Here is a 25357-nt window from a genome sequence, read left to right on the forward strand (position 1 = left end):
CATCGTCCCGCCACCGGGGGTCGGGAAGACCCGGTCCGGCGGCTTAGGGGGATCGTAGCCCTCGTCACCGACAGTCGCGCGCACCGGCTGGCAAGATCGGTCCGTGGCCGACGAATACACGCTTGCGGCAGTGCGGGCGGCGGTGACCGTGAGCGCCCGGCTGGGCCTGCCCGGGCACCCTCCCGAGGTGCTCCACGAACGCTCGAACGTGCTGGTGGGGCTGGGTCCGCTGGTTGCGCGGGTGCCGGCGACGACCCGGCTGCTCCGGCCGGACGCGACCCCCTGGCTGGCCCGCGACGTCGCCGTCTCGCGGTTCCTCACCGAACGTGGTGTGCTCGTCGTCTCACCCACCACGGATCCCCCGGCCGGACCCCATTTCGCGGACGGGCTGCCGGTCACGCTCTGGCACCGCACCCGGCACGATCCGGACCACCGGTACGCACCGGACGTCGTCGCGCGCTCGCTCGCCGAGCTGCACTCGGCGCTGCGCGAGTTTCCGGGCGAGCTCCCCCGGCGCGGCCCGCTCGACGACCTGGAACGCCTGCTCTCCCTCAACGGCGGCGCGATGGACGGCGCGGCGCCCCGGCTGGCGGCCGAAGCCGCGCGGATCGAGGCCGGGCTGCCGGCCGCCGCCGTCCAGCCGCTGCACGGCGACGCGCACCCCGGCAACCTGATCGCGACGGAAGCCGGCCCCTGCTGGCTGGACTTCGAGGACACCTGGCGGGGGCCGTTGGCCTGGGATCTCGGCATCCTCGCCCGGCAGGGCGGCCCGGAGTACCTGGCCGCCTACCCGGGCTCGTTCGACGAAGCGGCTGTCGAAGCCTTTACGGAGCTGCGACAGCTCTTCGCCGTTGCATGGCGCTTCGCCATCGCCCAACGGTTCCCGCACCGGCTCCCCGAAGCCCGTGCCGCGCTCGCCGACTACTTCTCGTGAGTCGCCGGGTACCAGGAGAGAATCGCTTCGACCACCTCCGCCGGGACTTCGAGCGGGGTCAGGTGCCCGGCGTCCGGCAGCACGACGAGCGTCGAGCCGGGCAGCGCCTCGGCCATCGCGCTCGCCGCCTCGACGGGGGTGATGGGATCCTCTTCACCGACGACGACCAGCGCCGGAACTCCCGATTCCCGCAGCAGCTCGAAGGAGTCCGGCCGGGTCCGCAGCGCCAGCGCCGTCCACGAGATCCCGGCGGCCGGCTGCGATTCGATGATCTCCCGGACGGTCTCGACGACGTCCGGGCGTTCCTTCCGGGTCGACTCGGCCAGCAGGTTCGGCAGGTTGGCCTCGGCCAGCCAGCCCCCGATCCCCTCGGCTTCGACGCGCTCGGCGACGTCCAGCCGGCTCTGCGCGGCCTCGGGTGTGTCGGGCGCGGCCTTGGTGTCGATGAGGACGAGCCCGCCGACCCGCTCCGGCGCCAGCCGCAACACGGCCATCCCGAGGTAGCCGCCCATCGAGCAGCCGCCGAGCACCACGCGGTCCAGCTCCAGGCGGTCGAGCAGGGCGACGACGTCGCGCGCGGCGTCCTCGAGGCCGGGTTCACGATCGGACTCCGGCAGCGGCGAGCGGCCCAGCCCGCGCTGGTCCGGGGTGATCACCCGAAGGTGTGAAGCGAGGGGTTCGCGCACCGCGTCCCACATGCGGGCGTCCAGGGGAAAGGCGTGGAGGAGGACCAGCGGCAGTTCGGTCATGCGGGCCATTTTGTCGGACCCCCGCGCTAGCTTCGCCGATGTGTTCACCGACATCAAAACCGACCGGCTGCTGCTGCGTCCGCCCGCCGAGGCGGACCGGCGGGCGATGGTCGACATCCACACCGACCCGCGCACCAACCGGTTCAACCCTGCCCCGCCCGACGTCCCGGCCGCGTCGGCGATGTTCTCGGACTGGCTGGCGCACTGGGCCGAGCACGGCTTCGGCTACCCCGTGGTGACCGAACTCGGGAATCCCGAGGTGATCGGCATGTGCGGGGTGCGGCGGCGGGAGTTCCACGGCGAGAAGGTGCTGAACCTCGGCTACCGGTTCCGGCCGTCGGCGTGGGGCAAGGGTTACGCGGTGGAGGCCGGGCTGGCGGTGCTCGAGTGGTGCGCCCGTGAGCTGCCGTCGGTGCCGGTGCTCGCGAGCGTGAGCGTCGACAACAAGCCGTCGGTGCGGGTGGCGGAGCGGCTCGGCTTCACCGAGTACACGGAGGAGATGTACGACGGCGCGATGTCGCGCCACTACCGGCGCTGAGCCGGGCGGTGTTTGACAACTCCAGAAGGAATCGCGTCAGCGGCGGCGGTTCGGCCGCCGGCGGGCGCGGGCGTCCCAGCAGGGCCGGTGCCAATGCCGCCGGTCGGCGACCGAGCCGGTCTCGTCGGCGGGCCAGACGACGAGGTGCGGGGTCCCCGGCCGGATCTCGTGGTCGCAGCCGGGACAGCGGTAGAACTTGGTCGCCTGGGCGCCGGGCACGGTCCGGACCAGCCAGTCACCGTCCGATCCGGACTCGGCACGCGCCCACCCGGTGGCGGCGCCGAGGTCACGCTCGGGCGGCGGCCCGCCCTCCGGGCGGCGGCCGGGACGGTTGCGTCGGGGCACGCCCCGAACGGTATCCGAGCCCCACCACCCACCCCTCCCACCCCGCGCGCGCCAGCCACCCTTCCCCGCACGCAAGCCGACCGCCCAGGCACGCGAGCCGACCCTCCAGGTACGCAAGCCGACCGCCCAGGTACGCGAGTCGTCCCCCTGGGTACGCGAGTCGTCCATCCCGGTACGCGTGTCGTCCGTCCAGGCACGCGAGTCGACCTCGCAATCACGGGTGATGCCTCTCCAATCACGGGTGATGCCTGTCCAATCACACGTGATGCCCCTCTGATCGCGGGTGATGCCCGTCGGCGCTCAGGCCGCCCGCTCCGCCACCCGGTGACCTGCGCCCAGCCGGCGCAGGATGCCGTCGTGGCCGAGTCCGTCCCAGCCGAGCCGGGCCAGCGTCCGCCCGGTCCGGTGGAAGTCCTCACCGCCGAGCACGGACATGATCGTGATCGCGGCGTCGACCATCGGCGTGGCGACGCCGGCGCACCGCGCGAGCGCCTGCAGCGGCACGAGCGTGGACCGGATGTCCTCGGTGAGGAAGCGGTGGTCGAGGCTGGTCGGCGCGGCGATCGTCCGGTACGGCTCCACCGTCCGCAACGCGTCGAGCAGCGTGGTGGCCGGGCAGCCGTAGTAGCGGTCGAGGACCTCGGTCATGGGCAGCAGCCGGGCGCCATACGCCTGCGCGACGGCGGCGAACTCGGCCTCGGTGCGTTCCAGCAGCACGATCGTCCGCGGGGAAACGCCTTCGACGTAGAAGAGCAGCTCTTCGGCGCGATCGATGGTGCCGAGGTTGGCGAGCGCGATCGGCACGTGCGCGACCGCGCCGAAGTCGTGCAAGCCGCGTTCGACGGGGTTGCGCGCGACTTCCAGCATCGGGAACCACTCGCGCAGCAGTTCGGCGTGCCGGCCGACGGCGGCCGCGGTGCCGCCGGAGATCAGGTTCCAGCCCTTGGCGCCGAGCACGGTCACGCCGCCGGTCCCGGCCGGCCGCGCGGCGAACAGCGCATCGGTCTCGACGACGTCGACGTCCGGCGCCCCGGCGGCGGCGAGCGCGTGGGCGAACTCGACGCTCCCGCAGAGCTTGCTGGAGAACAACACCACGACCTGCCCGGCGCCGAGGTGCGGCGCCAGCCGGGCGGCGACCTCCGGATAGGCGGTGGTCACGGTCGCGACCAGCACCACGGCCCGTCCAGCCAGCCCGGCCGGGTCCGCGGTCACCTCCCGCAGCGGGAACCGGCCGTCGAGCACCCCACGCGCGACGATCTCCCGGTGGCGCGCGATCCCCGCCACGGCCCGGAGATCCCGCGTGTACAGGTGCACGGGCAGCCCCCGCGACGCGAGGTAAGCCGCCACGGCCCGTCCTTCGCCACCTGCCCCGACGACGCCGATCCCGTCCAGCACGCTCATCCCGCCCACTCCCCGTCGATCCGGTACGCAGTGGACAGGTCGGCACACCGGTGGGGAAAGTTCCCGCCGGCGCACATTCCCGGAAAACGGGACCCGTCACCCCTGGGCGAGGGCCAGCGGAACCAGCTGTTCGGCGGTGGTGAGCGAACCGTGCTGCCCGACCAGCGACGTCTCGACGGCTTCGGCCAGCCCCCGCACCATCCCGAACCGGTCCCGGGCCGCCGCGACGACGTCGCCGATCCGCGGCAGCACCCGGTCGCTGACGGTGTGCCCGAACCACCCTTCGGCGACGGCTTCCTCCCGCGAACGCACCCAGGCCCGCTCGCCCAGCACCGCCCGCCAGGCCGCGAGGACGTCCGCAGCCGCGCCCGGCTCGGTGTAGACGTGGCGGGCCCGCACCTCACCGCCGAACGTCCGGACCCCGGAAAGCAGCTCCGGCACGTCTTCGAGGTCGAGCTTGTCCTCGACGGTCACCATCCCGTGGTCGGCCACCACCGCGAGCAGGGCGCCGGCGGGCAGACCGTCCACAAGGGATTCGACGAGCCGGTCGATCTGCCGCAGCTGCATCCGCCACGCGGTCGACCCGGGGCCGTAGACGTGGCCGAGCAGGTCGAGTTCGTTGTGGTAGGAGTAGCAGAACGCGCGCCCGTCGAGCACCGACAACGTCCGCGCGGCGAGGTCGCCCAGCGCGTGCACGCCGGCGTAGCGCGCGCCGCCCTGGGTGGCCATGGTCAGGGCCGTGTCGCGGTACTGGGCGGACGACACCACGGCGGCGTCGATGCCCGCCGCGGCCGCCCGTTCGAACGTCGTCTGCAGCGGCTGCACCTCGCGCGGCGGGAGCGCGCCACGCAGGTCACCGCCGTCGTCGTGGCTGCACCAGCGCAACGCGTTGAGCACCCCCGTGCCCGGCATTTCGAAGGTGTAGCCGACCATCCCGTGCTCGCCCGACGCGAGCCCGGTGCCGATCGCGGCCACCCCGGCCGCCGTCGTCGACGGGAAGCCCACGCGCAGCGACTCCCGGGCGAGCTCGGTCAGCACCGGGGCGTCCGCGGCGTGCTCGGCGAGCAGCTCCCAGCCGAGCCCGTCGACGAGCAGCACCCCGGCACTGCGCGCCTCCGGCAGCGCCAGTGTGTTCACACAACCGGGCACCCCCAGCGCGGCGAGCAGGGACGGGACGACCTGGCCGAGGTGCGGGACGTCGGCGAGCGAAGGGGGCTGCACGCGCCCAGCTTCCCATCCGCGGGCCCCTCCGGCGATAATCGCGGCATGCCGACCTACGCCTACCGCTGCCGCGAGTGCACCGAGACCTTCGAGCTCCTGCGCCCGATGAGCGAATCGAGCGCGCCGGCGGCCTGCCCGGAGGGCCACGCCGACACCGTCAAGCTGCTCACCACGGTCGCCCTCACCGGGGCCGCGAGCGGTTCCGCGGCCCCGGCCGGTGGCGGTGGTGGCTGCTGTGGCGGCGGCTGCTGCGGCTAGAGAGCCTTCAGCGCCTGCTCGAGGTCGTGCCAGAGGTCCTCGACGTCCTCCAGTCCGGCTGACAACCTGATCAGCTGGTCGGACACGCCGGCGTTGTGCCGGTCACCGGCGTCGACGATCCGGTGGCTGATCGAACCGGGGTGCTGGATCAGCGTGTCGACGCTGCCCAGGCTGACCGCCGGTGTGATCAGCCGGACCGCGCCGATCAGGGCGTGCGGGTCACCGTCGACCTCGAACGCCACCAGCGGTCCGCCCAACCGCGGGTAGTGGACCGCCGTCACCGCCGGGTGCGCGGCGAGCCGGTCAGCAAGCGTCGCTGCGGTGGCCGAGGCCGCGTTCACGCGTAGCGGCAACGTGGAAAGCCCGCGCAGCAACAGGTATCCGGCGAGCGGGTGCAGCACACCGCCGGTGGCGAACCGGATCTGCCGCAGCCGGGCGGCTTCCTCGGCGTCACACGCGACAACCCCGCCCATCACGTCGCCGTGGCCGCCGAGGAACTTCGTCGCGCTGTGCAGCACGATCCGCGCGCCGTGGCGGCCGGGGCGCTGGAGCACCGGGGTCGCAAAAGTGTTGTCCACCACCAAGGGCACGTCTCCGCAGGCGGCAGCGAGTGCGGCGATGTCGACCTCGGCGAGTGTCGGGTTCGCCGGGGTTTCGACGAACACCAGCCCGGTGTCGGGCCGGAGCGCGGCGGCGACGGCGTCCGGCGCGGCCCAGGTGACCTCGGTGCCGAGCAAGCCGGACTCGAGCAGGTGGTCACTGCAGCCGTACAGCGGGCGCACGGCGACGACGTGCCGTTTCCCCTGCGCCACCGCGGAAAGCAGGCAGGCCGAGACGGCGGCCATGCCGCTGGCGAACGCGACGCCGTGCTCGAAGCCTTCGAGCTCGGCGAGCGCCCGCTCGAACCGCTCGACGGTCGGGTTGCCCACCCGGCCGTAGATCGGCGGGCCGTCGACCGCTCCCCCGGCGGCGAACTCGTCGATCCGGGCGGCCTCGGCGGCGCTGTCGCGGGACGGGTAGGTCGTGGACAGGTCGAGGGGAACGGCGTGCACGCCCAGGTCCGCGAGATCGTCACGGCCGGCGTGGACGGCTCGGGTGCGCAGCGCAGAAGTCATACGAGCATGCTCGATCTTTCACCGGATCAAAGGCAACAGTCTCGGATATCATTCGCCGATGGCCGATTCCGTCGAACTGAGTCCGGTGGACCTCGAGATTCTGCGGCTGCTGCAGAACGATGCCCGGATCACCAACAAGGACCTGGCGGCCGCGGTCGGCATCGCGCCGTCGACGTGCCTGGACCGGGTGGCCCGGCTGCGGGACACCGGCGTGATCACCGGGCAGCACGCGTCCGTCGACGCGGCGAAGCTGGGCCGGCCGCTGGAGGCGTTCCTGTTCGTCCAGGTGCGCCCGCACCGGCGGCCGCTCGTGGATCCGTTCATCGAGCACCTGCTGTCCCTGCCGGAGGTGCGCGCGGTCTACCACCTGACCGGGCCGGACGACTTCCTCGCGCACGTCGCGACCAGCTCCGCCGGCGAGCTGCAGCGGCTGGTCCTCGACGAGCTGACCTCGCGCGACGAAGTCGCCCGCGTGCACACGAACCTGGTCTTCCAGCACTGGAGCGGCGGCCCGCTGTTACCGCCGGGCGCCTGACTTCAGAGCGTCTTAAGCCACTGGCGGGTCTGGCGCGGCGACGTCAGCCGGACGATCTCCGGCCCGGGTGACTCGGCGGCCCAGGCCCGGATGCGCGCCCGCTTGTTCGCGAACGACGTGAAGTGCCAGCGGATGATCGAGTCGGCGGAGAACGCCTGGCGGAACGACTCGACGTTGCCGTTGCAGATCCGGACCCGGGTCACCGACCGCACCAGCGTCCGCCGCACCAGGCGGCCCAGCGAAAGCCAGCGCGGGTAGTCGAGCCCGACGACCAGCTCGGTGCGGGCCAGCACGAGGTCGCGCCACTTGCCGTAGGCGGCGTCGAGGACCCAGCGGTCGCCCGCGCAGAGCTCGGCGATCCGGCGGCGCTGCTCCTCGTCGGGCACCGGGACCCAGCCGGGCTGCCAGCTGAGGTCGTCCGCCGAGTGGTACGGGAGGCCGGTGCGCTCGGCGATCAGCGCGGCGAGCGTCGACTTGCCCGATCCGGTGACGCCGTAGACGACGATCCGCTCAGGACCCGAAGTCACGAGCGGGCTCCTGCGGTCCGCGGTAAGGCAGGGTCTGGCTGTAGACGATGCTCGTGGTCGTGCTGCCGAACTGGGCCAGCTCGTCCATCGTGTGCTCGAGGTGGGCCATCGAGGCCGCGGCGACCTTGAGCGTGTAGCAGTCGTCTCCCGTCGTGCGCACGCATTCGAGGATCTCGAAACGCTCGGCGAGCAGCTTGTGCAGCGGCTCGTGGCGGCTGCCCGGGTACTTGAGCCGCACGACGGCGAGCACGGCGTAGCCGACCTTGCCGAGATCGATGTCCGCTCGGTACCCGGTGATCACCCCGGTGGTCTCGAGCCGCCGGAGCCGTTCGGTCGTCGCGGACGCGCTGAGGTTCACGCGGCGGCCCAGCTCGGTCAGCGGCAGCCGGGCGTCGCGCTGGAGCTCGACCAGGATGGCCCAGTCCGTCGGATCGAGACTCTCGGTCATCCGCTGAATATACCGCGAGATCCACGGCCGAAGCCGCCGAACGCCGTGATCACTCCCTTCCGATCACGGCTTCAACGTCGATAGCCTTTGGCGGTGAAGATCGGCGTGAACGTCCCCAACTTCGGCCCCGGCACGGACCCGGGCGCGCTGCGCGCGTGGGCGCAGACGGTGGAGGGCCTCGGCTACGACCTGCTGATGGTGTCCGACCACGTCGCGATCACCCCCGACGTCGCCGGGCAGTACCCGGCGCCGTTCTACGAGCCGTTCACGACGCTGTCGTGGCTGGCCGGGGTGACCGAGCGCGTGCGGCTGGGCACCACGGTGCTGGTCGTGCCCTACCGGCATCCCTTGCTGGTGGCCCGGATGGCGGCGAACCTCGACGCGCTCAGCGGCGGGCGGTTGGTGCTCGGCGCCGGTATCGGCTGGGCGAAGCAGGAGTTCGACGCGCTGGGCGTGCCGTTCGAGCAGCGTGGCAAGCTCACCACCGAGTACCTCCGGACGATCCGCGCGGCCTGGGCCGACCAGGACGACTACCGCGCCGGCCCGATCCCGCTCTGGCTCGGCGGCCACAGTGACGCCGGGCTGCGCCGGGCGCTGGAGCTCGGCGACGCGTGGCACCCGCTGCGGATGACCATGACCGGCTTCCGGGACACGTTGGGGCGCCTGGAAAAGCTGGCCGGCGACCGGCCGGTGCCCACGTTCGCGCCGCGGATCCTGCTGCGCATCACCGGCACCCCGCTGACCGGGCCGGATCGGCGCGCCGGTGAAGGCACCCTCGACCAGGTCCTCGACGACCTGGCGCAGTTGCGGGGCATGGGCGCGGAAACCGTCGTGCTCGACCCGTTCGACTCGGACCCCGCCGAAACCCTCCACCCGGAGGCGGCGTGGCGTGATCTCGCGGCAGTGGCCGCGTCCTGGAAGGAGAACCGGTGAACGACACCGAACTGACCCTGTTGCGGCGAGCGATCGAGCTCGCCCGCGAGGCGCGCGAAGAACACGGCAACCCGCCGTTCGGCTCGCTGCTGGCCGACGCCGACGGCCAGGTCCTGGCCGAGGACCGCAACACGTCGTTGACGGACAACGACATCACGGCCCACCCGGAGCTGAAGCTCGCCCGCTGGGCGGCCCAGAACCTGGACCCGGAAACCGCGGCGGCGACCACGATGTTCACCAGCACACAACCGTGCGGGATGTGCACCGGCGCGATCGAGCGGTCCGGGCTCGGCCGCGTCGTCTACGCGCTGTCGACCGAGCAGTTCCTCACATTGCGCCCGCCGGTCACCTGGGGCGAGCACAAGCTCGACGGCCCGGCCCTGTTCGACGAGGCCCGCGTGCCGGTTGAGGGCTATTACAAGTGACGAGCTACGACGTCCACCCGGTGGCGCGGGTGGCGTCGCCCTTGACGGACCGTTCGACGGCCCCGAAGCAGGGTGACGAAGGAGCACCCCCGGCCCGCGTGGTGTTCACCCCCGAGTTCCACCGCGCGGCGGCCGACCTCCGCCCCGGTGACCGCCTGGTCCTCCTCACCTGGCTGCACGAAGCCGACCGTGCGGTCCAGGCGGTCCATCCGCGCGGCAACCCGGACCGCCCGAGCACCGGCGTGTTCTCGACGCGCTCACCAGACCGCCCGAACCCGATCGGCCTCCACGTGGTCACGGTGGCAGCGGTCGAGAACGGAACGCTCACGGTGACGGGCCTGGAGGCGATCGACGGCACCCCGGTGCTCGACGTGAAACCGGTCCTCGGCGAGGTGGCCGAGCGCTGATCAGTAGTCCTTGAAGCCCTTCCCGGTCTTCCGGCCCAGCCGGCCCGCGGTCACGAGGTGCTCCAGCAGCGGCGCCGGCGCGAAGCCTTCCTCGCGGAACTCGTTGTAGAGCGTCCGCTGGATGGCCAGCGAAACGTCCAGGCCGACGACGTCCAGGAGCTCGAACGGGCCCATCGGCAGGCCGCAGCCGACCTTCATGGCCGTGTCGATGTCGTTCGCGCCCGCGTAATGCGCTTCCAGCATCTTCACCGCGTCGTTGAGGTACGGGAACAGCAGCGCGTTGACGATGAAGCCGGCTCGGTCGCCGCAGTGGACGGCGTGTTTGCCGACCGCGCCGCAGACCGCGCTGGCCGTCGCCACCACGTCCGGGGCCGTTGCGATCGTCGACACCACCTCGACCAGCTTCATCACCGGGGCCGGGTTGAAGAAGTGCAGCCCGACCACGTCGGAGGGCCGGGACGTCGCCGCCGCGCACTCGATGACCGGCAGCGAAGACGTCGTCGTGGCGAGGACGGCGCCGGGGCGGACCACCTCGTCCAGTGCCGCGAACACCGCCTGCTTCACCGAAAGCTCCTCGGCCACCGCCTCGACGACCAGGTCGACGTCGGCCAGTGCTTCGAAGTCGGTGACCGGGGTGATCCTCCCCAACGCGGCAGCAGCGTCCTCTTCGGACAGTTTGCCCTTGACCACGGCCTTGTCGAGCGACTTCTTCACCTTCGCCACGGACGCCTGGGCCTTCTCCAGGCTCCGGGCCCGCAGCACGACGTCGAGACCACGCTTCGCGAACACCTCCGCGATGCCGGTGGCCATCGTCCCGGTGCCGACCACACCCACCCGCGCGACCGGGCGCGGCGGCACACCCTCCACAGTGGACGCAGCCGCGGAGGCGACCACGTTCGGCGAATCCGGTGCGTCGTAGGTGTAGAACCCGCGGCCGGTCTTGCGGCCGAGCAGGCCCGCCGTGATCATCTGCTTGAGCAGCGGCGCCGGCGCGTGCAGACGGTTGCGGGACTGGTGGTACATCGTGTCGAGGATCTCGTTCGCGGTGTCCAGCCCGATCAGGTCGAGCAGCGCCAGCGGGCCCATCGGGTAACCGCAGCCGAAGCGCATCGCGGCGTCGAGGTCCTCGCGGGTGGCATAGCGCTGCTCGTACATCCGCACCGCGTGGTTGAGGTAACCGAACAGCAGCGCGTTCGCGATGAACCCGGCGCGGTCGCCGATCACCACCGGCGTCTTGCCGAGCCGCTCGGCGAACGCGACGACCTCGGTGACCACCTCCGGCTCGGTCACCACCGTCTTCACGATCTCGACGAGCTTCAGCACCGGCGCCGGGTTGAAGAAGTGCATGCCGACGACCTTGCCGGGGCGCGCGGTGTGCACGCCGATCTCGGTGATGGACAACGACGACGTGTTGGACACGAACACGACGTCCGGCCGGGTGATCTTGTCCAGCTCGGTGAACACCTCGGCCTTCAGCTCGAGGCTTTCCGGGATCGCCTCGATCACGAGGTCCACTTCGGACAGATCCGACAGCGAAGTGCTGTACCGGATCCGGGCCAGCAGCGCCTCACGGCCGGCTTCGTCGAGCTTGCCGCCCGAGAGCGCCCGATCGGTGGAGTGCCGCAGGTGGCCGCGCCCCCGCTCGACGCTCGCCTGGTCGAGCTCGACCGTGACGACGTCGAGCCCGCTGCGCGCGAGCACTTCGGCGATACCGGCCCCCATCGTGCCGAGGCCGACCACTCCGACTGTCGAGATGTCCCGCGCCATCGAGGCCTCCAGTGATGTTACTCGCCGGTAATTGCCCCGATACTGCCACGCCGAACCTTCGGAAGCCCAGACGGAATCGAGTCAGAACCGGGCAAGTCACCCGGTCGGCACCCCGGCTTCACTCGCCGAAATTGCCGTCCACCAGCTCTTTCGCCTTGTTCAGCGCGGCGGCAGCCTGCGGGCCGCGAGCTTGCACGCGGATCCGGTCACCTTGGCGGGCGCCCAGCGACATCAGCGCCAGCACGCTCTTGGCGTCGGCCTCCTGCTCGCCGAGCCGCACGGTGACTTCGGCGTCGAACTCGCTCAGCGCGCGCACCAGCACCGCGGCCGGCCGCGCGTGCAGGCCGACTTCGTTGTGCAGCTCCAGCTCGATCTCGTCCCCGCCGGCCGTCGCCTCCGAAGGAGCCAGGTCCTCGGGCATCCCGGCCGCCGCGGCGGCCGCCGCCACCGCCTTGCGGTCCTGCCCCGCCTGCGCCGCGACCGCCGCCGCGATCGCGCCTTCGACCAGCGGGCCGTCCGCGACAACGGCGGCCGAGGGGTCGGCCAGCGACTCGATCGCGAGCTCGGCGGTCATCTGCGCGCTGCCGAGGTCGTAGAGCAGCACCACGCCGTCGCCGGAGTCGGCACGCTGGGTGGCGGCGACCACCTCGTCGTAGTCCGTGCCGATCGAGCCGTCGGACAGGCCGCCGGCCGCCGCGATCCTGACGTCCGGCGCCATCTGGGCGGCCAGCTCGGCCAGGCCTTCCGCGAGCTTCGCGCTGTGCGACACGAGCACGATTCCGACGCTCACCGGGCGGCTCCCGCGAACGCGCGCAGCAGCAGGGCCGACGAACGCGCACCCGGGTCCATGTGTCCCACCGCGCGCTCACCCAGGTAGGACGCCCGGCCCTTGCGCGGCACCAGGTCCACTGTGGACTCCGCACCGCGGTCGGCCGCGTCGGCCGCCGCGGTCAGCACCGCGGCGACGTCACCGCCGTCCTCGGCCGCCTTCTCCGCGGCCGAGACCGCGGGGATCAGGGCGTCGACCATGGTCGCGTCGCCGCCGACGGCCTTCCCGCGGGCCTGGACACCTTCGAGCCCGGCGCGCAGCGCGTCCAGCAGGGCCGGGACGTCGAGGTCCGCGGCCGTGCCCAGCTTGGCCGAGGCACGCAGGAAAGCCGTGCCGTACAACGGTCCCGCGGCCCCGCCGACCTTGGAGATCAACGTGGTCGCGACGAGCTTCAGCACCCCGCCCGGCGTGTCCGGCGGGTTCGCGTCGAGCGCCGCGACCACGGCGGTGAACCCGCGGTTCAGGTTCTCGCCGTGGTCACCGTCGCCGATCGCGCGGTCGAGCTCGCTCAGCTCGACCCGGTGCTCGCCGACGACCGCCGCGGCGGCCCGCACGGCAGCCGCGACACCTTCGGACTTGCAGGCCATCAGACCCCCCACCGCAGCGCCGCGGTGTTGACCGGCGCGTCCCAGAGCTCGGTCAGCTCGTCGTCCAGTTTGAGCAACGTCAGACTCATCCCCTGCATCTCGAGGCTGGTGATGTACGGCCCGACCAGCCGGCGTTCGACCACGATCCCACGCTCGGCCAGCAGCCGCTCGGCGATGCCGTGCGCCAGGTAGAGCTCGACGAGCGGGGTGCCGCCCATCGAGTTCGTGAACAGCAGCACGCGGTCGCCGGACTCGAACGGCAGGTCCTCCACCACGGCCTGGACCAGCCGCGCCACCAGCGCGTCGGCCGGTTCGAGCGGGATCCGCTCGCGGCCGGGCTCGCCGTGGATGCCGATGCCGAACTCGATCTCACCCTCGCCGAGGTCGAAGCTCGGGGTGCCGGCGTGCGGCACGGTCGGCGCGGTCAGCGCCACACCGATCGAGCGCACCTGGCCGATCACCTTCTGCGCCAGCGCGGTCACCGCGTCGAGCGAGTCGCCGCGCTCGGCGGCGGCGCCGGTGATCTTCTCCAGCAGCACCGTGCCGCCGACCCCGCGGCGGCCCGCGGTGTAGGTCGAGTCCTTGACCGCGACGTCGTCGTCGATCACGACGCTGCGCACCTCGAGGCCCTCGGCGGCGGCCAGCTCGGCGGCCGTCTCGAAGTTCAGCACGTCACCGGTGTAGTTCTTGACGATGAGCAGGGCGCCCGCCTCGCCGGTGGTCGCGGTGACGGCGGCTTGCACGGCGTCCGGCGTCGGCGAGGTGAACACCGCGCCCGGCACGGCGGCGGCGAGCATGCCGGGGCCGACAAATCCGCCGTGCAGCGGCTCGTGCCCGGACCCGCCGCCGGAGATGACGGCGACCTTGCCCGCGACCGGCGCGTCGGCCCGGACCACGACGTCCGGGTCCTCCTGGACGCGGAGGATGTCGGCGTGCGCGGCGGCGAGGCCCCGCAGCGACTCCACGACCACGTTCGCCGGATCGTTGATGATCTTCTTCACGGCAACCTCCGGCACATCGGCGGGTGGGGTGTCCCCTTCCTACATCTCCGCGAGGCCGACCGCCAGGTCAGGGTTTGGGGAGCTTGGTGACCACGTTCTTCGCGACGGTCACGGCCTTGCCGCACGGGTCGTCGGCGTCCGGTTTGCCGTCGAGGCTCCGGTAGTCCACTTGGGCCAGTTCGACGTCGTCGCCCTGCCACGGCCGGTGCTGCCACTCCACCTGGCACTGCGCCGAGCTCGTCGTGCCCGGCTTCTGGTACCCCGTGACCCCGTTGCCGAGGTCCACCTTGGAGTAACCGTCCCCGACGATCGGGGGCAGGCCCGGCAGGAACTCGACGGTCACCGTGGGGTCGCCGCCGTTGCTCTGCCACTCGCACGAGTGCAGCCCGGACGGCGCGGACTTCGCCGACGGGACGGCGGAGGCGACCACCGTCGTGTCGGCCATCGTGCACGGGTCGGCGCTCAGCAGGGTGCCCGGCGGTGTCGAGTACTTCTCCGGCGAGTTGTGCAGCTTCTGCACGACGGCGTCCATCACCGCCTGGCCGGGACGGCAGGGGTCACTGGCGTAGGCGACCGTCAGCACCAGGGCGTTGTCCGGGTTCAGCGCCGTCATCGCGGCGACCGTGCAGTCGCTCTCGTCGGTCTTGTTCACCCGCAGCGGCAGCCCGCCGACCTGCCCGGCCGTCTTGTCCGCCCGCGGCAGCAGGGTGCTGCCGATCTCGAAGTCGAACCGGATCTCCTTGCCGCCGGGGTCCTTCACCTTGTTGGTGCACCGGTCGAAGGCGATCGACGACGGCGACGGGTCCTCCTCGACCGTGCCGAGGCCGAGCGCGCCGAGCGCGTCCTTGGTCAGGAACTGGCACGGCTTGATCGTGCGCAGCACGTTCGCCGCCACCGCAGCGTCGGTGATCGGGCCGTCGGCGACCTGGCCGGTGCCGGCCGCGGCCGGCACCGTCGTCCGCGCGAAGTTGGACCGGCCGAGGTCCGGCCCGCACGCGGTCAGCGGCAGTGCGAGGGCGGTGACCAGCAGGAACAGCTTCGGGAGACGGCGGCGCCGAACATCAGGGAACACGCGATGCACGGTAGCGGCAACCTCGCGCCGCTGTCCGGACAACCCGGCTATTCACCCGTGGTGGGCGCCGCGTCTTCGGTCTCGGGCTCGGCGGGCACGACCAGCGGCCGGACCTTGGCCCAGATGATGAACAGCGCCGAAACCACCAGCATGCCGAGGCCGGCCCACAGGTTGATGTTGACGTCCGCTGCCTTCTTCAGCTCCGCGTCGGAGGTGAAGAAGGCGCCCATCACCGTGAGGATGACGCCGTAGACGCCGATCAGCAGGGCGATGATCAGCCGGATGTCGAAAGCGCCCGCCTTCTTGGGCTGTGAAGTGGACTCAGTAGCCATGACCGTCAGACCTCCTAGAAGATGACGTTGAGGGCGATGGTCAGGATGAGCACGATGCCCGCGAGCAGGCCCGGCCTGCGGTACCAGCCCGCGTTCTCGCCGGTGTCGTCGTGCTGCCGCGTCGACTTCGGCGTCAGCGAGTAGACCAGCCCGACCAGCTCTTCGTCCGGCTTCGGCTTGGTCGCCAGCGAGACGACGACGCTCACCACGATGTCGACGACGAAGGCCGTGCCCGCGGCGACGAAGCTGATGCCCTGGCCGGTGAGGCCGAGCACCCCGGCCTGGGACAGGCCCCACACCGTGACCGCGGATGCGGTGCCGAGCACCAGGCCGCTCCAGCCGGCGTGCGGGGTCATCCGCTTCCAGAACATGCCCAGGATGAACGTCGCGAACAGCGGCGCGTTGAAGAACGAGAACAGGTCCTGCAGGTAGTTCAGGATGTTGCCGGAGTTCGACGCGATGAACGCGGTGCCGATGGCGAGGACCGTGCCCGCCGACGTCACGATGCGGCCGAGGCGCAGGTAGTAGCCGTCCGGCTTGTCCTTCTTGATGTAGGTCTGCCAGATGTCGTACGTGAAGACGGTGTTGAACGAGCTGAGGTTCGCGGCCATGCCGGCCATGAACGACGCCAGCAGGCCGGCGATCGCGATGCCGAGCATGCCGTTCGGGAGCAGGTCGCGCATCAGCAGCAGGAGCGCGTTGTTGAAGGTGACGCCGCTTTCCGCGGTGCCGCCGTCCAGCAGGACCTGCTTGTCCTTGACGTACTCGGACACGGTGACCGCGGCGATCATGCCGGGGATGATCACGATGAACGGGACCAGCATCTTCGGGAACGCGCCGATGATCGGCGTGCGCCGCGCGGCGGACATGCTCTTCGACGCCATCGCGCGCTGGACCTCGACGAAGTTCGTCGTCCAGTACCCGAAGGAGAGCACGAAGCCCAGACCGAACACGATGCCGAGGATCGAGAGGATGTTGTTGCCGAAGCCGGTCAGGTTGTCACCGGGCCACGAGTGCAGCTGCGCGGTGCCGCCCGGGCTGTTGGTCACCTTGTCGACCAGGCCCTGCCAGCCGCCGACCTTGACCAGGCCGATGATCGTCAGCGGCACCAGCGCGATGACGATCACGAAGAACTGCAGCACTTCGTTGTAGATCGCGGCGGAGAGGCCGCCGAGCGCGGTGTAGGAGAGGACGATCACGGCGGCGATGATGATCGACACCCAGAGCGGCCAGCCCAGCAGCAGGTTCACGACGCTGGCCAGCAGGAACAGGTTCGCGCCCGCGATCAGGATCTGAGCGGCGGCGAAGCTGACGCCGTTGACGAGGTGCGCCGGCTTGCCGAAGCGGCGGCGCATGAACTCGGGAACACTGCGGACCTTGGAGCCGTAGTAAAACGGCATCATCACGATGCCGAGGAACAGCATCGCCGGGATCGCGCCGATCCAGAAGTAGTGCACGGTCGGCAGGCCGTACTGGGCGCCGTTGGCCGACATGCCCATGACCTCGACCGCGCCGAGGTTCGCCGAGATGAACGCCAGGCCGGTGACCCAGGCGGGCAGCGAGCGGCCCGACAGGAAGAAGTCGAGACTGCTGGACACTTGACGCCGTGCCAGGTACCCGATGCCGAGTACGAGCACGAAGTAGAACGCCAACTCGATGTAGTCGATCGCGCTCGCGTCGAGTCGCAGGTTCGCATCGGCTAGGACGAGCACCCGACCCACCTCTTTTCAAACTGGACAACAACCCACAGGAATCACCACTGTCCTGTCGGATCCGGACAGTACTGCATGGATTCAGGGTCGGCACGTTGACCGGTCCAAAGTGGCCTGAGGGCGCGTCCCCCCGGCTGTCACCAGGAGAAACGCGCCCTCAGGTCAAGCGCCGCGGGAGCGGGTGTTGATCACCGATCGGTCGGGACGGCGATCTCGCCCTCTTCTTCGATCAGCCGGGCGAGCACCTCGTCGGGCAGGTAGGTCCGGTGCGGGTAGCCGGGGCCCCACGAGTTGAGCAGCGGCACCGCGCCGAGCTCGTCGGCGCGCGGGTTGGCGAGCACGGCGTGCACGTCGTCGACCGACTGCGCCCAGCGGAAGGCCTTGATGCCCTGCTTGCCTTCGGGCGCGTACTTCTCACGGGTCTGCCAGTCGTCTTCGGCGTAGGACTCGTCCCACAGGACGTGGCCGGCCTCGGCGAGCACCTCGGCGGCCGCGCGGACGGACGTGCCGTTGTCGTCGCCGGGGTTGGTCTCGGGCCACTCGTCGCGCTTCTTGGCCGAGTCCCAGAGCCAGCGGGCGGCGTACTCGCTGCCGTTGAAGATCGACATGCAGCGCGACCAGCCGAACCCGACGCAGGCGCCTTCGCGGCCCTGGTCGTAGAACGCGTACCAGGCGTCGGTGTCCGGAGTGCCGCCCGGCTCGAGGCACACGCAGTGCCCGCCGCGGATCCGGCCGAGCTTCGCGACGCCGGCCTTCGCGATGAAGAACTCACCGGAGGCCTCGTCCTGTTCCGGGGTGTCGAACGCGGCGTACCAGTTGACCCCGATCACGACCGGCGCCCGGGTGGGCCGGTCGTCGTCGGACAGCGCGGTCAGCGGATACCTTTCCACGTGCCGCCAGTCGTCCGGAATGAACCGCCCCAGGCGCGGGTCGGCCGGATCGGAACCGAGTGGGCGATAACGCATGACTTCCTCCTCCGTGCAGGCGAAAACGCGCGCACACCGGCCGGACGGGCATGCGCACACCGAGCTCGAAGGCGGACGAAAACGTAGGCACGACAAAGAAAGACGGCCGAGCGCACCACCCTCCGGCCACGCCGGACGCACCGGCGGAACCCCTCGAAATCGAGTGTCGCACGAGTCAAGCTATTGAGATCCCCAACTCACCCGAATAGCGCACAAAGACGGGAAGGGAAAAGATCTGATCACTTCACGGTCGCCTATCGGGTTAACGATTTCCTGGCGGAGTAATCAGCGGGGAATCAGATACCGCAATTCGGCATCGGTTCGGTATCGGCACTCCCGGCTGCCCGAAGGGGCCGTCCCGGCTTCAGTCACCCACGCGCCGGAAGCGAGGCACCGGACCACCGTCCGTCTCGACGGTCTCGCCGAACATCCCCGCCGGGCGCACCCACAGGCCCCGCGAACCGTACAGCGCGCGGTACACCACGAGCTCCTCTTCGGTCTCGCTGTGCCGGGCCACGCCGAGCACCTCGTATTCGCCGCCCTTGTAGTGGACGTAGCGACCGGGCTGCACGTCAGAACAGCCGGAACTCGTCGGACTCGATGCCGCGGAGCTCGTCGTAGTCCAGGGTCAAGCACCGGATCCCGCGGTCCTCCGCCAGGGTCCGCGCCTGCGGCTTGATGATCTGCGCCGCGAACACTCCCTGCACGGGCGCCAGCAGCGGGTCGCGGTTCAGCAGCTCCAGGTACCGGGTGAGCTGCTCGACACCGTCGATTTCGCCGCGGCGCTTGATCTCCACCGCCACCGAGCCGCCGTCGGCGTCGCGGGCCATGATGTCGACCGGGCCGATCGCCGTCGGGAACTCGCGGCGGACCAGGGTGTAGCCGTCGCCGAGGGTCTTGATGTGCTCGGCCAGCAGTTCCTGCAGGTGCGCTTCGACGCCGTCCTTCTGCAGGCCCGGTTCCGCGCCGAGGGCCTGGGAGTAGTCGTGGAAGATCTCGTCGATCGAGATCACCAGCTTCTCGCCCTGCTTGTTTTCGACGATCCAGATCTTGCCGTCCTCGATCAGCCAGCAGGGCGGGCTCATCCAGTTCAACGGCTTGTACGCCCGGTCGTCGGAGTGGACGGACACCGACCCGTCGGACTTCACGAGCAACAGACGGGTGGCCATCGGCAGGTGGGCGGTGAGCCGGCCGGCGTAGTCGACCTGGCACCGCGCGATCACGAGACGCACCCGAGGAGGGTAGGACAGAGTCGGTGATACTGAGCGCGTGGACCCCATTCAGCGTGTCGCGTCCCGTGAGGTGTACCGGAACAACTGGATGAGCGTGCGGGAAGACGAGATCCGCCGCTCGGACGGCTCGACCGGTGTTTACGGCGTCGTCGACAAACCGGCCTTCGCGCTTGTCATCGCCCAGGACGGTGACCGGTTCCGGCTGGTCGAGCAGTTCCGCTACCCCGTCGGCGCGCGCCGGTGGGAGTTCCCGCAGGGCACCGCGCCGGACCAGGACGAATTTTCGCCCGGCGAGCTCGCGGCCCGCGAACTGCGTGAGGAAACCGGGCTGCGGGCCGGCTCGATGGTCACGCTCGGGCGGCTCGACCTCGCGGCCGGCATGAGCAGCCAGCGCGGCTGGGTGTTCCACGCCACGGACATCACCGAGGGCGAGCCGGAGCGCGAGCACGAAGAGCAGGACATGCGCAGCGCGTGGTTCTCGCGCGCGGACATCGAGAAGATGATCCTCGGCGGCGAGATCGCCGACGCCCAGTCGATCGCCGCGTGGGCGCAGCTCATGCTGGCCGAGCGGCACCGGCCTTGAGCATCCCGCGGATCACCAGGTGGTGGAACGGCTTGATCAGCGCGAAGTAGGCCGGGCCGACGCGGTTGTGGAAGTGCACGATCGTGCCGAGCCGGAACCGGGCGCCGGGCAGGGCTTCGACGGTCAGGTACCCGCTCAGGTGACTGTCGTCCACACCCGCGACCAGGTACCGCTCGGGGTCGCCGGCGCGGACGGTGAAGAACGCGACCCGGTCGCCCGCCTCGAACCCGACGTCTTCGGGCCGGAGCCGGCCACTGCGCGGAACCGCCGCGGTGTCCAGCCGCAGTGCCTTCGCGAGCACGTATCGGACGCCGAACAAGGCCTTCACCCAGACCGGTGACCAGCCGAACAGACCCGCCACGAACTCGCGCAGGCTGTTCTCGCTGCTGATCTCCTTGAATTCGACGTAGTCGGCGCCGTCGGCAAAAGGCTCGGTCATCTTGCTCTCCCCAGAACGAGTTCCAACGCACTCTTCAGCCGGCGGCCGGACAGCGGCGGAACGACCTGCCCTGCGCCGACGACGATCAGGTACAGCGCCTGGCCGAGTTCGGCGTCACCGCAGACCTCGGTCAGGTAGTCCGCCCGGGTGCGGTCGATGCGGGCCTGCACTTCGCGAGCCTCGGCGTCCTGCAGGGCCCAGGCCCGGACGGCGATCTCGAGCTCCGGCCCGGGCCCCGGCGCCAGCACGAGCTCCATCAGCGTGCGCAGCCGGTCACCCCGCGCCTGCTCGGCCTGCTCCATGAACCGCGTGGTGCGTTCGGTCTCGAAGTGCTCCAGCAGGGCGGTGCGGTAGCCGCCCATGCCCTTGAAGTGGTGGTAGAAGGAGCCTTTCGACAGCCCGAGCCGCTCGGTCAGCCGCTCGATGGTCACCGACGGCGCGCCCTGCTCCGCCAGCAGTGCCAGTCCCGCGTCCAGCCAGTCCCGCTTGCTCGCCATGGCCATACCATACAGTATGGTATGGTCCGTGGCCACGACAAAGGCCGCCCGGGCCGGGGCGGCTCAGTCGGGCCAGGAAGGCTTGCGCTTCTCCAGGAACGCGGCCATGCCCTCGCGGGCGCCGGGCAGCTGCGACGCCGAAGCCATGACCTCCAGCGCGATCGCGTACGCGTCGGCCTCGGGGCGGTCGAGCTGGGCGTACAGCGTCAGCTTGCCCATGGTCTTGCTGGCCCGGCTGCCGCGCGTCGCCCGCGCCAGCAGCTCCGCGACGGCGTCGTCGAGCGTGTCGTCCGGGACCACGCGGTTGACCAGGCCCCAGTCGAGCGCGGTCGCCGCGTCGACGACGTCACCGGTCAGTGCCAGCTCCATCAGCCGCTTGCGGCCGATCGAGCGCGCCACCGGCACCGCCGGAGTGTGGCAGAACCAGCCGCCCTTGCCGCCCGGCAGGGCGAAGCCCGCGGACTCGGCGGCGATCGCGAGATCGCAGGACGCCACCAGCTGGCAGCCCGCGGCCGTGGCCAGGCCGTGCACCCGCGCGACGACGACCTGCGGGATCGACTGCATCGTGTGCATCAGGTCCGTGCACAGCGTCAGCAGCTCGCGGACACCCATCAGGTCGCGCGCGGCGACGTCGCCGAAGTCGTGCCCGGCGGAGAACACCGGTCCGGCGCCGGCCAGCACAACACCGGTCGCGTCGGACGTCCCCGCCTCGTGGAACGCGGCCAGCAGCTCGGTGAGGTGATCCGCGGACAGCGAGTTGCGCCGCGCCGCGCGGTTCATGGTGATCGTGACGGTGTCGCCGTCGCGCTTGACCAGGATGTGCTCGTACTCGGTCATGCTTCGACGGTAACCCTTCGGAATGTGCGCCGATAGCTGTCCGGCCCGACGCCGACCTCCGCCCGCATCCGCCGCCGCAGGTTGGCCGCCGTGCCCAGCCCGGAGCGCTGCGCGACCCGTTCGACCGGCAGCTCGGTCGTCTCCAGCAGCCGCTGCGCGTACCGGACGCGTTGCACGCGCAACCAGCGCCCTGGCGTCACGCCGGCGGCCGCGGCGAACTCCCGGTGGAACGTCCGCTCGCTCATCCGCGCGTGCCCGACCAGGTCCTCGACGCCGATCCCGGAACCCAGCCGCGCCAGCGCCCAGTCCATTGTGGACGCCAGGCCGGGCTGCGAGTTGTTCCCGGGCAACGGGTTGTCGACGTACTGCCGCTGCCCGCCTTCCCGGGCCGGGGGCATCACCAGCCGGCGGGCCAGCGAGGCGGCGACGTCGGCACCGTGGTCGCGGCGGACCAGGTGCAGGCAGAGGTCGAGGCCGCCGACCACGCCCGCCGACGTCAGGATGCCGTCGGCCTCGGTGTAGAGCACGTCGCGCTGGAGGTCGGCCCCCGGCGCGGCACGGGTGAGGGTGTCGAAGTCGCGCCAGTGCGTCGTCGCCGGACGGCCGTCGAGCAGGCCGGCGGCGGCCAGCGTGAACGCGCCGGAGCACAACGCGGCGACGGTCGTGCCCGCGCGGTGCGTCCGCCGCAGTGCGGCGACGGCGGCCGGTGGCACCGAGGCGAGCGGGTCGTCGCGGCCCGGCGCGAGCACGAGGTCGCAGCCGTCGAGCCCGGCCAGCCCGTGTGTCGCCGCGACGTCGCCGAACGGCGACACCGCCGTCCGCACCCGGCCCGGGCTGCACAACCGCAGGGTGAACGGGCCGATCCCGCTGTCGGTGCGGTCCTGCCCCCAGACCTCCCCGATCACCGCGAGGTCGAACATCCGGGTCCCCGGCAGCAGCAGAACACCGATCGTGCGCATGGCAGAAAAGTACCGCATCGCGCGTCTCCTGCCACTCCCCGGAACGACGGAGACCGGCGAAACTCGACGTCATGACCGAAACGGCACTCATCCTGATCGACGTCCAGCGCGGGTTCGACGAGGCGGACTTCTGGGGTCCGCGCAACAACCCCGGCGCCGAAGCGAACATGAAGGCGCTGCTCGACGCGTGGCAGGCCCGGCGGCTGCCAGTCGTACTTGTGCACCACGACTCCGTGAAGCCGGACTCGCCGCTGCGGCGAGGCCAGCCGGGCAACGACTTCAAGCCCGAACTCGACGGCGCCCGGCCGGACCTGGTCTTCGGCAAGCAGGTCAACTCGGCGTTCATCGGCGACGTCGACCTCGACGCGTGGCTGCGCAAGCGCGGCATCACGAGCTTCGTGCTCGCCGGGATCCAGACGAACTTCTGCTGCGAGACCACCGCGCGGATGGGCGGGAACCTCGGTTACGACGTGACTTTTGCGCTTGATGCGACGTTCACGTTCGACATGCCGGGCGTGGACGGCGACGTCGTCACCGCCGACGAGCTGTACCGCGTGACGGCGGCGAACCTGCAGAACCAGTTCGCCACCGTTAAGTCCACAAAGGACATCCTGGCGGGCCTCAGCTGAGGCCGTGGCGCTCCCGGATGAGCGAGACGATGCCGTCCATGATGTCGGTCAGCTCGTAGTCCTTGGGGGTGAACACGCGGGCGATGCCGCGTTCGGTGAGCAGCGCGGCGTCGTCCGGCGGGATGATGCCGCCGACGATCACCGGCACCTCACCGGCGCCCGCGGCGCGCAGGCCGTCGACGACGTGCGGGACGACCTCCAGGTGCGAGCCGGAGAGCACCGACAGCCCGACGACGTGCACACCCTCCTGCACCGCGGCCGCGACGATCTGCTCGGGCGTCAGCCGGATGCCCTGGTAGACGACCTCGAAGCCGACGTCGCGCGCACGGACGGCGACCTGCTCGGCGCCGTTGGAGTGCCCGTCGAGGCCCGGCTTGCCGACCAGGATCCGCAGCCGCTCACCGAGTTCCGCTTCGGTTTCCCGGACCCGGGAGCGGACCCGCTCGATCGCCGGGTCACCTCCGCCGCCGGCCGCGGCCGCGGAAACCCCGGTGGGCGCCCGGTATTCGCCGAACACCTCGCGCAGCGCGCCGGACCACTCGCCGGTGGTTACACCGGCACGGGCACAGTCCACAGTGGCCTCGAACAGGTTTTCCGTGGTCTGCGCGCGTTCCTTCAACGCAGCCAGCGACCGCTCGACGGCGTCGTTGTCGCGCTGGGTGCGCCATTCCTCGATCGCGGTGACGGCGGACTTTTCGACCGCGGGGTCGATCGTCTCGATCGCCTTCGCGCCCTCGGCCTGCAGCGGTGACGGCTCGGTCGTCTCGAACTTGTTGACCCCGACCAGGATCCGCTCGCCGTTCTCCATCCCGCGGCGGTACTCGGCCAGCGACCCGACCAGCTGCGACTTCATGTAGCCGCTCTCGACCGCGGCCACCGCGCCGCCGACGTCCTGCACGCGGGCGATCTCCTCACGCGCGCCGGCCATGATCTCGTCGACCTTGGCCTGGATGACGTGCGAGCCGTCGAAGATGTCCTCGTACTCCAGCAGGTCGGTTTCGAACGCGAGCACCTGCTGCATGCGCAGCGCCCACTGCTGGTCCCACGGCCGGGGCAGGCCGAGCGCCTCGTTCCAGGCGGGCAGCTGGATCGCGCGGGCGCGGGCGCCGCGGGAGAGCGACACCGCGAGCATCTCCAGCACGATCCGCTGGACGTTGTTCTCCGGCTGGGCTTCGGTGAGCCCGAGCGAGTTGACCTGAACGCCGTACCGCAGCCGGCGTGCCTTGGGATCCGTTACGCCGTAACGGTCTCGCGTGATTTCGTCCCAGAGCGCGGTGAACGCGCGCATCTTGGACATCTCCTCGACGAACCGGACCCCGGCGTTGACGAAGAACGAGATCCGCGCGACGACCTTGGCCATGTCGGCCTGCTCGACCTGCCCCGAGTCGCGGACGGCGTCGAGCACGGCGATCGCGGTGCACAGCGCGTACGCGACCTCCTGCGTCGGCGTCGCACCGGCTTCCTGCAGGTGGTAGCTGCAGATGTTGATCGGGTTCCACTTCGGCACGTGGTGCACGGTCCACGCGATCATGTCGGTGATCAGCCGCAGGCTCGGCCCCGGCGGGAAGATGTAGGTCCCGCGGGACAGGTACTCCTTGATGATGTCGTTCTGCGTGGTGCCGGTGAGCTTCGCGAGGACTTCGTCGACGTCCCGGCCTTCGGTCTCGGCCTGCTCGCGCGCCACGGAGACGTACAGCGCGAGCAGCCACATGGCCGGCGCGTTGATCGTCATCGACGTGTTCGCCTCGGCGAGCGGGATGCCGTCGAAGAGCCGCCGCATGTCGCCGATGTGCGACACCGGCACGCCGACCTTGCCGACCTCACCGCGGGAGAGCTGGTGGTCGGGGTCGTAGCCGGTCTGCGTCGGCAGGTCGAAGGCCACCGAAAGGCCGGTCTGCCCCTTGGCGAGGTTGCGCCGGTACAGCTCGTTCGACGCGGCCGCGGACGAGTGCCCGGCATAGGTCCGCATCACCCACGGTCGGTCTCGTTCGCGGTCCGTTGGGTACGGCACTGGACACCTCCGGCGGTGGACGTTTCGTCGAGTGTACCGGCCGGTAACTTAAGTGAGCAGTGCAATCGG

At 70.9% G+C, this 25357-nt stretch carries 31 protein-coding genes; 9 read left to right on the forward strand and 22 right to left on the reverse strand.

Annotation, left to right across the window (positions count from 1 at the left end):
- Positions 1 to 103 precede the first annotated feature (103 nt).
- Positions 104 to 934 (forward strand): phosphotransferase, encoded by an 831-nt coding sequence (locus ACIA5G_RS21925; protein ID WP_395925899.1) that lies wholly within the window; start codon positions 104 to 106, stop codon positions 932 to 934.
- On the opposite strand, the gene ACIA5G_RS21930 is transcribed toward ACIA5G_RS21925, so the two are convergent.
- The gene (locus ACIA5G_RS21930) at positions 922 to 1683 is read right to left on the reverse strand and encodes an alpha/beta fold hydrolase (RefSeq protein ID WP_395925901.1); all 762 of its coding nucleotides are present in this window, start codon (positions 1681 to 1683) and stop codon (positions 922 to 924) included. The two genes, ACIA5G_RS21925 and ACIA5G_RS21930, sit on opposite strands and share 13 nt — an antisense overlap.
- On the opposite strand from ACIA5G_RS21930, the gene ACIA5G_RS21935 reads away from it, so the two are divergent.
- Positions 1682 to 2221, forward strand: a complete 540-nt coding sequence (locus ACIA5G_RS21935) for a GNAT family N-acetyltransferase (RefSeq protein ID WP_395925903.1) — start codon at positions 1682 to 1684, stop codon at positions 2219 to 2221. The two genes, ACIA5G_RS21930 and ACIA5G_RS21935, sit on opposite strands and share 2 nt — an antisense overlap.
- A gap of 36 nt (positions 2222 to 2257) precedes the next feature.
- On the opposite strand, the gene ACIA5G_RS21940 is transcribed toward ACIA5G_RS21935, so the two are convergent.
- The 3 genes from ACIA5G_RS21940 to ACIA5G_RS21950 all read right to left on the reverse strand — a co-directional run bounded on the left by ACIA5G_RS21940 (position 2258) and on the right by ACIA5G_RS21950 (position 5188).
- Positions 2258 to 2566 (reverse strand): hypothetical protein, encoded by a 309-nt coding sequence (locus ACIA5G_RS21940; protein WP_395925905.1) that lies wholly within the window; start codon positions 2564 to 2566, stop codon positions 2258 to 2260.
- Between the two features lie 300 nt (positions 2567 to 2866).
- Positions 2867 to 3967: an NAD/NADP octopine/nopaline dehydrogenase family protein gene (locus ACIA5G_RS21945; protein WP_395925907.1), complete on the reverse strand. Its 1101-nt coding sequence runs from the start codon at positions 3965 to 3967 to the stop codon at positions 2867 to 2869.
- A 96-nt stretch (positions 3968 to 4063) separates the two neighbouring features.
- Complete coding sequence (locus ACIA5G_RS21950; RefSeq protein ID WP_395925909.1) at positions 4064 to 5188, reverse strand: alkaline phosphatase family protein; 1125 nt, start codon at positions 5186 to 5188, stop codon at positions 4064 to 4066.
- A 45-nt stretch (positions 5189 to 5233) separates the two neighbouring features.
- On the opposite strand from ACIA5G_RS21950, the gene ACIA5G_RS21955 reads away from it, so the two are divergent.
- Positions 5234 to 5446, forward strand: coding sequence for a zinc ribbon domain-containing protein (locus ACIA5G_RS21955; RefSeq protein WP_395925911.1), 213 nt, complete (start codon positions 5234 to 5236; stop codon positions 5444 to 5446).
- Here ACIA5G_RS21955 and ACIA5G_RS21960 read toward each other — a convergent pair.
- The gene (locus tag ACIA5G_RS21960) at positions 5443 to 6561 is read right to left on the reverse strand and encodes a trans-sulfuration enzyme family protein (RefSeq protein ID WP_395925913.1); all 1119 of its coding nucleotides are present in this window, start codon (positions 6559 to 6561) and stop codon (positions 5443 to 5445) included. The two genes, ACIA5G_RS21955 and ACIA5G_RS21960, sit on opposite strands and share 4 nt — an antisense overlap.
- Before the next feature lie 58 nt (positions 6562 to 6619).
- On the opposite strand from ACIA5G_RS21960, the gene ACIA5G_RS21965 reads away from it, so the two are divergent.
- Entirely contained in the window at positions 6620 to 7096 is a 477-nt protein-coding gene (locus tag ACIA5G_RS21965; protein ID WP_395925915.1) for an Lrp/AsnC family transcriptional regulator, read from the forward strand.
- A 2-nt stretch (positions 7097 to 7098) separates the two neighbouring features.
- Here the strand turns inward: ACIA5G_RS21965 and ACIA5G_RS21970 are convergent, their stop codons facing one another.
- Together ACIA5G_RS21970 and ACIA5G_RS21975 are read right to left on the reverse strand one after the other, a co-directional pair.
- On the reverse strand, positions 7099 to 7623 hold the full coding sequence (locus tag ACIA5G_RS21970) for an adenylate kinase (RefSeq protein WP_395925917.1): 525 nt from the start codon (positions 7621 to 7623) through the stop codon (positions 7099 to 7101).
- Positions 7607 to 8071, reverse strand: a complete 465-nt coding sequence (locus ACIA5G_RS21975; RefSeq protein ID WP_395925919.1) for an Lrp/AsnC family transcriptional regulator — start codon at positions 8069 to 8071, stop codon at positions 7607 to 7609. The genes ACIA5G_RS21970 and ACIA5G_RS21975 overlap by 17 nt, the downstream gene beginning before the upstream one ends.
- A 93-nt stretch (positions 8072 to 8164) precedes the next feature.
- Here ACIA5G_RS21975 and ACIA5G_RS21980 point away from each other — a divergent pair, with 93 nt between their 5' ends.
- From ACIA5G_RS21980 to tsaA, 3 genes are read left to right on the forward strand one after another with little or no spacing between them, the layout of a single operon-like run.
- Positions 8165 to 9004 carry an LLM class flavin-dependent oxidoreductase gene (locus ACIA5G_RS21980; RefSeq protein WP_395925921.1) on the forward strand — a complete coding sequence of 280 codons (840 nt, stop codon included), beginning with the start codon at positions 8165 to 8167 and terminating at the stop codon, positions 9002 to 9004.
- Complete coding sequence (locus ACIA5G_RS21985) at positions 9001 to 9429, forward strand: nucleoside deaminase (protein WP_395925923.1); 429 nt, start codon at positions 9001 to 9003, stop codon at positions 9427 to 9429. The genes ACIA5G_RS21980 and ACIA5G_RS21985 overlap by 4 nt, the downstream gene beginning before the upstream one ends.
- On the forward strand, positions 9426 to 9836 hold the full coding sequence (gene tsaA / locus ACIA5G_RS21990) for a tRNA (N6-threonylcarbamoyladenosine(37)-N6)-methyltransferase TrmO (RefSeq protein ID WP_395925925.1): 411 nt from the start codon (positions 9426 to 9428) through the stop codon (positions 9834 to 9836). Before ACIA5G_RS21985 ends, tsaA begins: the two co-directional genes overlap by 4 nt.
- On the opposite strand, the gene ACIA5G_RS21995 is transcribed toward tsaA, so the two are convergent.
- From ACIA5G_RS21995 to nucS, 10 genes are all read right to left on the reverse strand, one after another.
- Positions 9837 to 11603, reverse strand: coding sequence for a 3-hydroxyacyl-CoA dehydrogenase family protein (locus tag ACIA5G_RS21995; RefSeq protein WP_395925927.1), 1767 nt, complete (start codon positions 11601 to 11603; stop codon positions 9837 to 9839).
- Positions 11604 to 11721: 118 nt separating this feature from the next.
- A complete protein-coding gene (dhaM, locus tag ACIA5G_RS22000; protein ID WP_395925929.1) occupies positions 11722 to 12393 on the reverse strand; it encodes a dihydroxyacetone kinase phosphoryl donor subunit DhaM in 672 nt (223 codons plus the stop codon).
- Positions 12390 to 13019: a dihydroxyacetone kinase subunit DhaL gene (gene dhaL / locus ACIA5G_RS22005; protein ID WP_395925931.1), complete on the reverse strand. Its 630-nt coding sequence runs from the start codon at positions 13017 to 13019 to the stop codon at positions 12390 to 12392. The genes dhaM and dhaL overlap by 4 nt, the downstream gene beginning before the upstream one ends.
- A complete protein-coding gene (dhaK, locus tag ACIA5G_RS22010; protein ID WP_395925933.1) occupies positions 13019 to 14020 on the reverse strand; it encodes a dihydroxyacetone kinase subunit DhaK in 1002 nt (333 codons plus the stop codon). Before dhaK ends, dhaL begins: the two co-directional genes overlap by 1 nt.
- Positions 14021 to 14087: 67 nt before the next feature.
- Positions 14088 to 15092, reverse strand: a complete 1005-nt coding sequence (locus ACIA5G_RS22015) for a DUF3558 domain-containing protein (protein WP_395925935.1) — start codon at positions 15090 to 15092, stop codon at positions 14088 to 14090.
- A gap of 47 nt (positions 15093 to 15139) precedes the next feature.
- Positions 15140 to 15424 carry a hypothetical protein gene (locus ACIA5G_RS22020; protein WP_395925937.1) on the reverse strand — a complete coding sequence of 95 codons (285 nt, stop codon included), beginning with the start codon at positions 15422 to 15424 and terminating at the stop codon, positions 15140 to 15142.
- Between the two features lie 14 nt (positions 15425 to 15438).
- Positions 15439 to 17136 carry a sodium:solute symporter family protein gene (locus tag ACIA5G_RS22025; RefSeq protein ID WP_395925940.1) on the reverse strand — a complete coding sequence of 566 codons (1698 nt, stop codon included), beginning with the start codon at positions 17134 to 17136 and terminating at the stop codon, positions 15439 to 15441.
- 188 nt (positions 17137 to 17324) lie between these two features.
- Positions 17325 to 18101: a hypothetical protein gene (locus ACIA5G_RS22030; RefSeq protein WP_395925943.1), complete on the reverse strand. Its 777-nt coding sequence runs from the start codon at positions 18099 to 18101 to the stop codon at positions 17325 to 17327.
- A 364-nt stretch (positions 18102 to 18465) separates the two neighbouring features.
- Complete coding sequence (locus ACIA5G_RS22035) at positions 18466 to 18672, reverse strand: DUF1653 domain-containing protein (RefSeq protein WP_395925945.1); 207 nt, start codon at positions 18670 to 18672, stop codon at positions 18466 to 18468.
- A 1-nt stretch (position 18673) separates the two neighbouring features.
- Complete coding sequence (nucS, locus tag ACIA5G_RS22040) at positions 18674 to 19333, reverse strand: endonuclease NucS (RefSeq protein ID WP_395925947.1); 660 nt, start codon at positions 19331 to 19333, stop codon at positions 18674 to 18676.
- Between the two features lie 37 nt (positions 19334 to 19370).
- Here nucS and ACIA5G_RS22045 point away from each other — a divergent pair, with 37 nt between their 5' ends.
- Positions 19371 to 19916 carry an NUDIX domain-containing protein gene (locus ACIA5G_RS22045; RefSeq protein WP_395925949.1) on the forward strand — a complete coding sequence of 182 codons (546 nt, stop codon included), beginning with the start codon at positions 19371 to 19373 and terminating at the stop codon, positions 19914 to 19916.
- Here ACIA5G_RS22045 and ACIA5G_RS22050 read toward each other — a convergent pair.
- The 4 genes from ACIA5G_RS22050 to ACIA5G_RS22065 all read right to left on the reverse strand — a co-directional run bounded on the left by ACIA5G_RS22050 (position 19888) and on the right by ACIA5G_RS22065 (position 22648).
- Positions 19888 to 20355: a DUF2867 domain-containing protein gene (locus ACIA5G_RS22050; RefSeq protein WP_395925951.1), complete on the reverse strand. Its 468-nt coding sequence runs from the start codon at positions 20353 to 20355 to the stop codon at positions 19888 to 19890. The genes ACIA5G_RS22045 and ACIA5G_RS22050 overlap by 29 nt on opposite strands.
- Positions 20352 to 20852 (reverse strand): TetR/AcrR family transcriptional regulator, encoded by a 501-nt coding sequence (locus ACIA5G_RS22055; protein ID WP_395925953.1) that lies wholly within the window; start codon positions 20850 to 20852, stop codon positions 20352 to 20354. The genes ACIA5G_RS22050 and ACIA5G_RS22055 overlap by 4 nt, the downstream gene beginning before the upstream one ends.
- A gap of 63 nt (positions 20853 to 20915) precedes the next feature.
- Positions 20916 to 21689 (reverse strand): enoyl-CoA hydratase-related protein, encoded by a 774-nt coding sequence (locus ACIA5G_RS22060; RefSeq protein WP_395925955.1) that lies wholly within the window; start codon positions 21687 to 21689, stop codon positions 20916 to 20918.
- Positions 21686 to 22648 (reverse strand): GlxA family transcriptional regulator, encoded by a 963-nt coding sequence (locus ACIA5G_RS22065; protein WP_395925957.1) that lies wholly within the window; start codon positions 22646 to 22648, stop codon positions 21686 to 21688. Before ACIA5G_RS22065 ends, ACIA5G_RS22060 begins: the two co-directional genes overlap by 4 nt.
- A gap of 71 nt (positions 22649 to 22719) precedes the next feature.
- Here ACIA5G_RS22065 and ACIA5G_RS22070 point away from each other — a divergent pair, with 71 nt between their 5' ends.
- Positions 22720 to 23277 (forward strand): cysteine hydrolase family protein, encoded by a 558-nt coding sequence (locus ACIA5G_RS22070; protein WP_395925959.1) that lies wholly within the window; start codon positions 22720 to 22722, stop codon positions 23275 to 23277.
- On the opposite strand, the gene ACIA5G_RS22075 is transcribed toward ACIA5G_RS22070, so the two are convergent.
- Positions 23270 to 25288, reverse strand: a complete 2019-nt coding sequence (locus tag ACIA5G_RS22075) for a protein meaA (protein ID WP_395925961.1) — start codon at positions 25286 to 25288, stop codon at positions 23270 to 23272. The two genes, ACIA5G_RS22070 and ACIA5G_RS22075, sit on opposite strands and share 8 nt — an antisense overlap.
- Between the last annotated feature and the right edge of the window lie 69 nt (positions 25289 to 25357).

It is taken from the genome of Amycolatopsis sp. NPDC051758 (genome assembly GCF_044453095.1).
Taxonomy (GTDB): domain Bacteria; phylum Actinomycetota; class Actinomycetes; order Mycobacteriales; family Pseudonocardiaceae; genus Amycolatopsis.

Excerpts from the sequence above, each read along its gene's own strand:
- ACIA5G_RS21935 (WP_395925903.1), top strand. The coding sequence starts at position 1,682 with ATGCGGGCCATTTTGTCGGACCCCCGCGCTAGCTTCGCCGATGTGTTC.
- ACIA5G_RS21930 (WP_395925901.1), bottom strand. The coding sequence starts at position 1,683 with ATGACCGAACTGCCGCTGGTCCTCCTCCACGCCTTTCCCCTGGACGCC.
- ACIA5G_RS21945 (WP_395925907.1), bottom strand. The coding sequence starts at position 3,967 with ATGAGCGTGCTGGACGGGATCGGCGTCGTCGGGGCAGGTGGCGAAGGA.
- ACIA5G_RS21955 (WP_395925911.1), top strand. The coding sequence starts at position 5,234 with ATGCCGACCTACGCCTACCGCTGCCGCGAGTGCACCGAGACCTTCGAG.
- ACIA5G_RS21960 (WP_395925913.1), bottom strand. The coding sequence starts at position 6,561 with ATGACTTCTGCGCTGCGCACCCGAGCCGTCCACGCCGGCCGTGACGAT.
- ACIA5G_RS21965 (WP_395925915.1), top strand. The coding sequence starts at position 6,620 with ATGGCCGATTCCGTCGAACTGAGTCCGGTGGACCTCGAGATTCTGCGG.
- ACIA5G_RS21975 (WP_395925919.1), bottom strand. The coding sequence starts at position 8,071 with ATGACCGAGAGTCTCGATCCGACGGACTGGGCCATCCTGGTCGAGCTC.
- ACIA5G_RS21995 (WP_395925927.1), bottom strand. The coding sequence starts at position 11,603 with ATGGCGCGGGACATCTCGACAGTCGGAGTGGTCGGCCTCGGCACGATG.
- dhaL (WP_395925931.1), bottom strand. The coding sequence starts at position 13,019 with ATGGCCTGCAAGTCCGAAGGTGTCGCGGCTGCCGTGCGGGCCGCCGCG.
- ACIA5G_RS22020 (WP_395925937.1), bottom strand. The coding sequence starts at position 15,424 with ATGGCTACTGAGTCCACTTCACAGCCCAAGAAGGCGGGCGCTTTCGAC.
- ACIA5G_RS22030 (WP_395925943.1), bottom strand. The coding sequence starts at position 18,101 with ATGCGTTATCGCCCACTCGGTTCCGATCCGGCCGACCCGCGCCTGGGG.
- ACIA5G_RS22050 (WP_395925951.1), bottom strand. The coding sequence starts at position 20,355 with ATGACCGAGCCTTTTGCCGACGGCGCCGACTACGTCGAATTCAAGGAG.
- ACIA5G_RS22055 (WP_395925953.1), bottom strand. The coding sequence starts at position 20,852 with ATGGCGAGCAAGCGGGACTGGCTGGACGCGGGACTGGCACTGCTGGCG.
- ACIA5G_RS22060 (WP_395925955.1), bottom strand. The coding sequence starts at position 21,689 with ATGACCGAGTACGAGCACATCCTGGTCAAGCGCGACGGCGACACCGTC.
- ACIA5G_RS22065 (WP_395925957.1), bottom strand. The coding sequence starts at position 22,648 with ATGCGCACGATCGGTGTTCTGCTGCTGCCGGGGACCCGGATGTTCGAC.
- ACIA5G_RS22070 (WP_395925959.1), top strand. The coding sequence starts at position 22,720 with ATGACCGAAACGGCACTCATCCTGATCGACGTCCAGCGCGGGTTCGAC.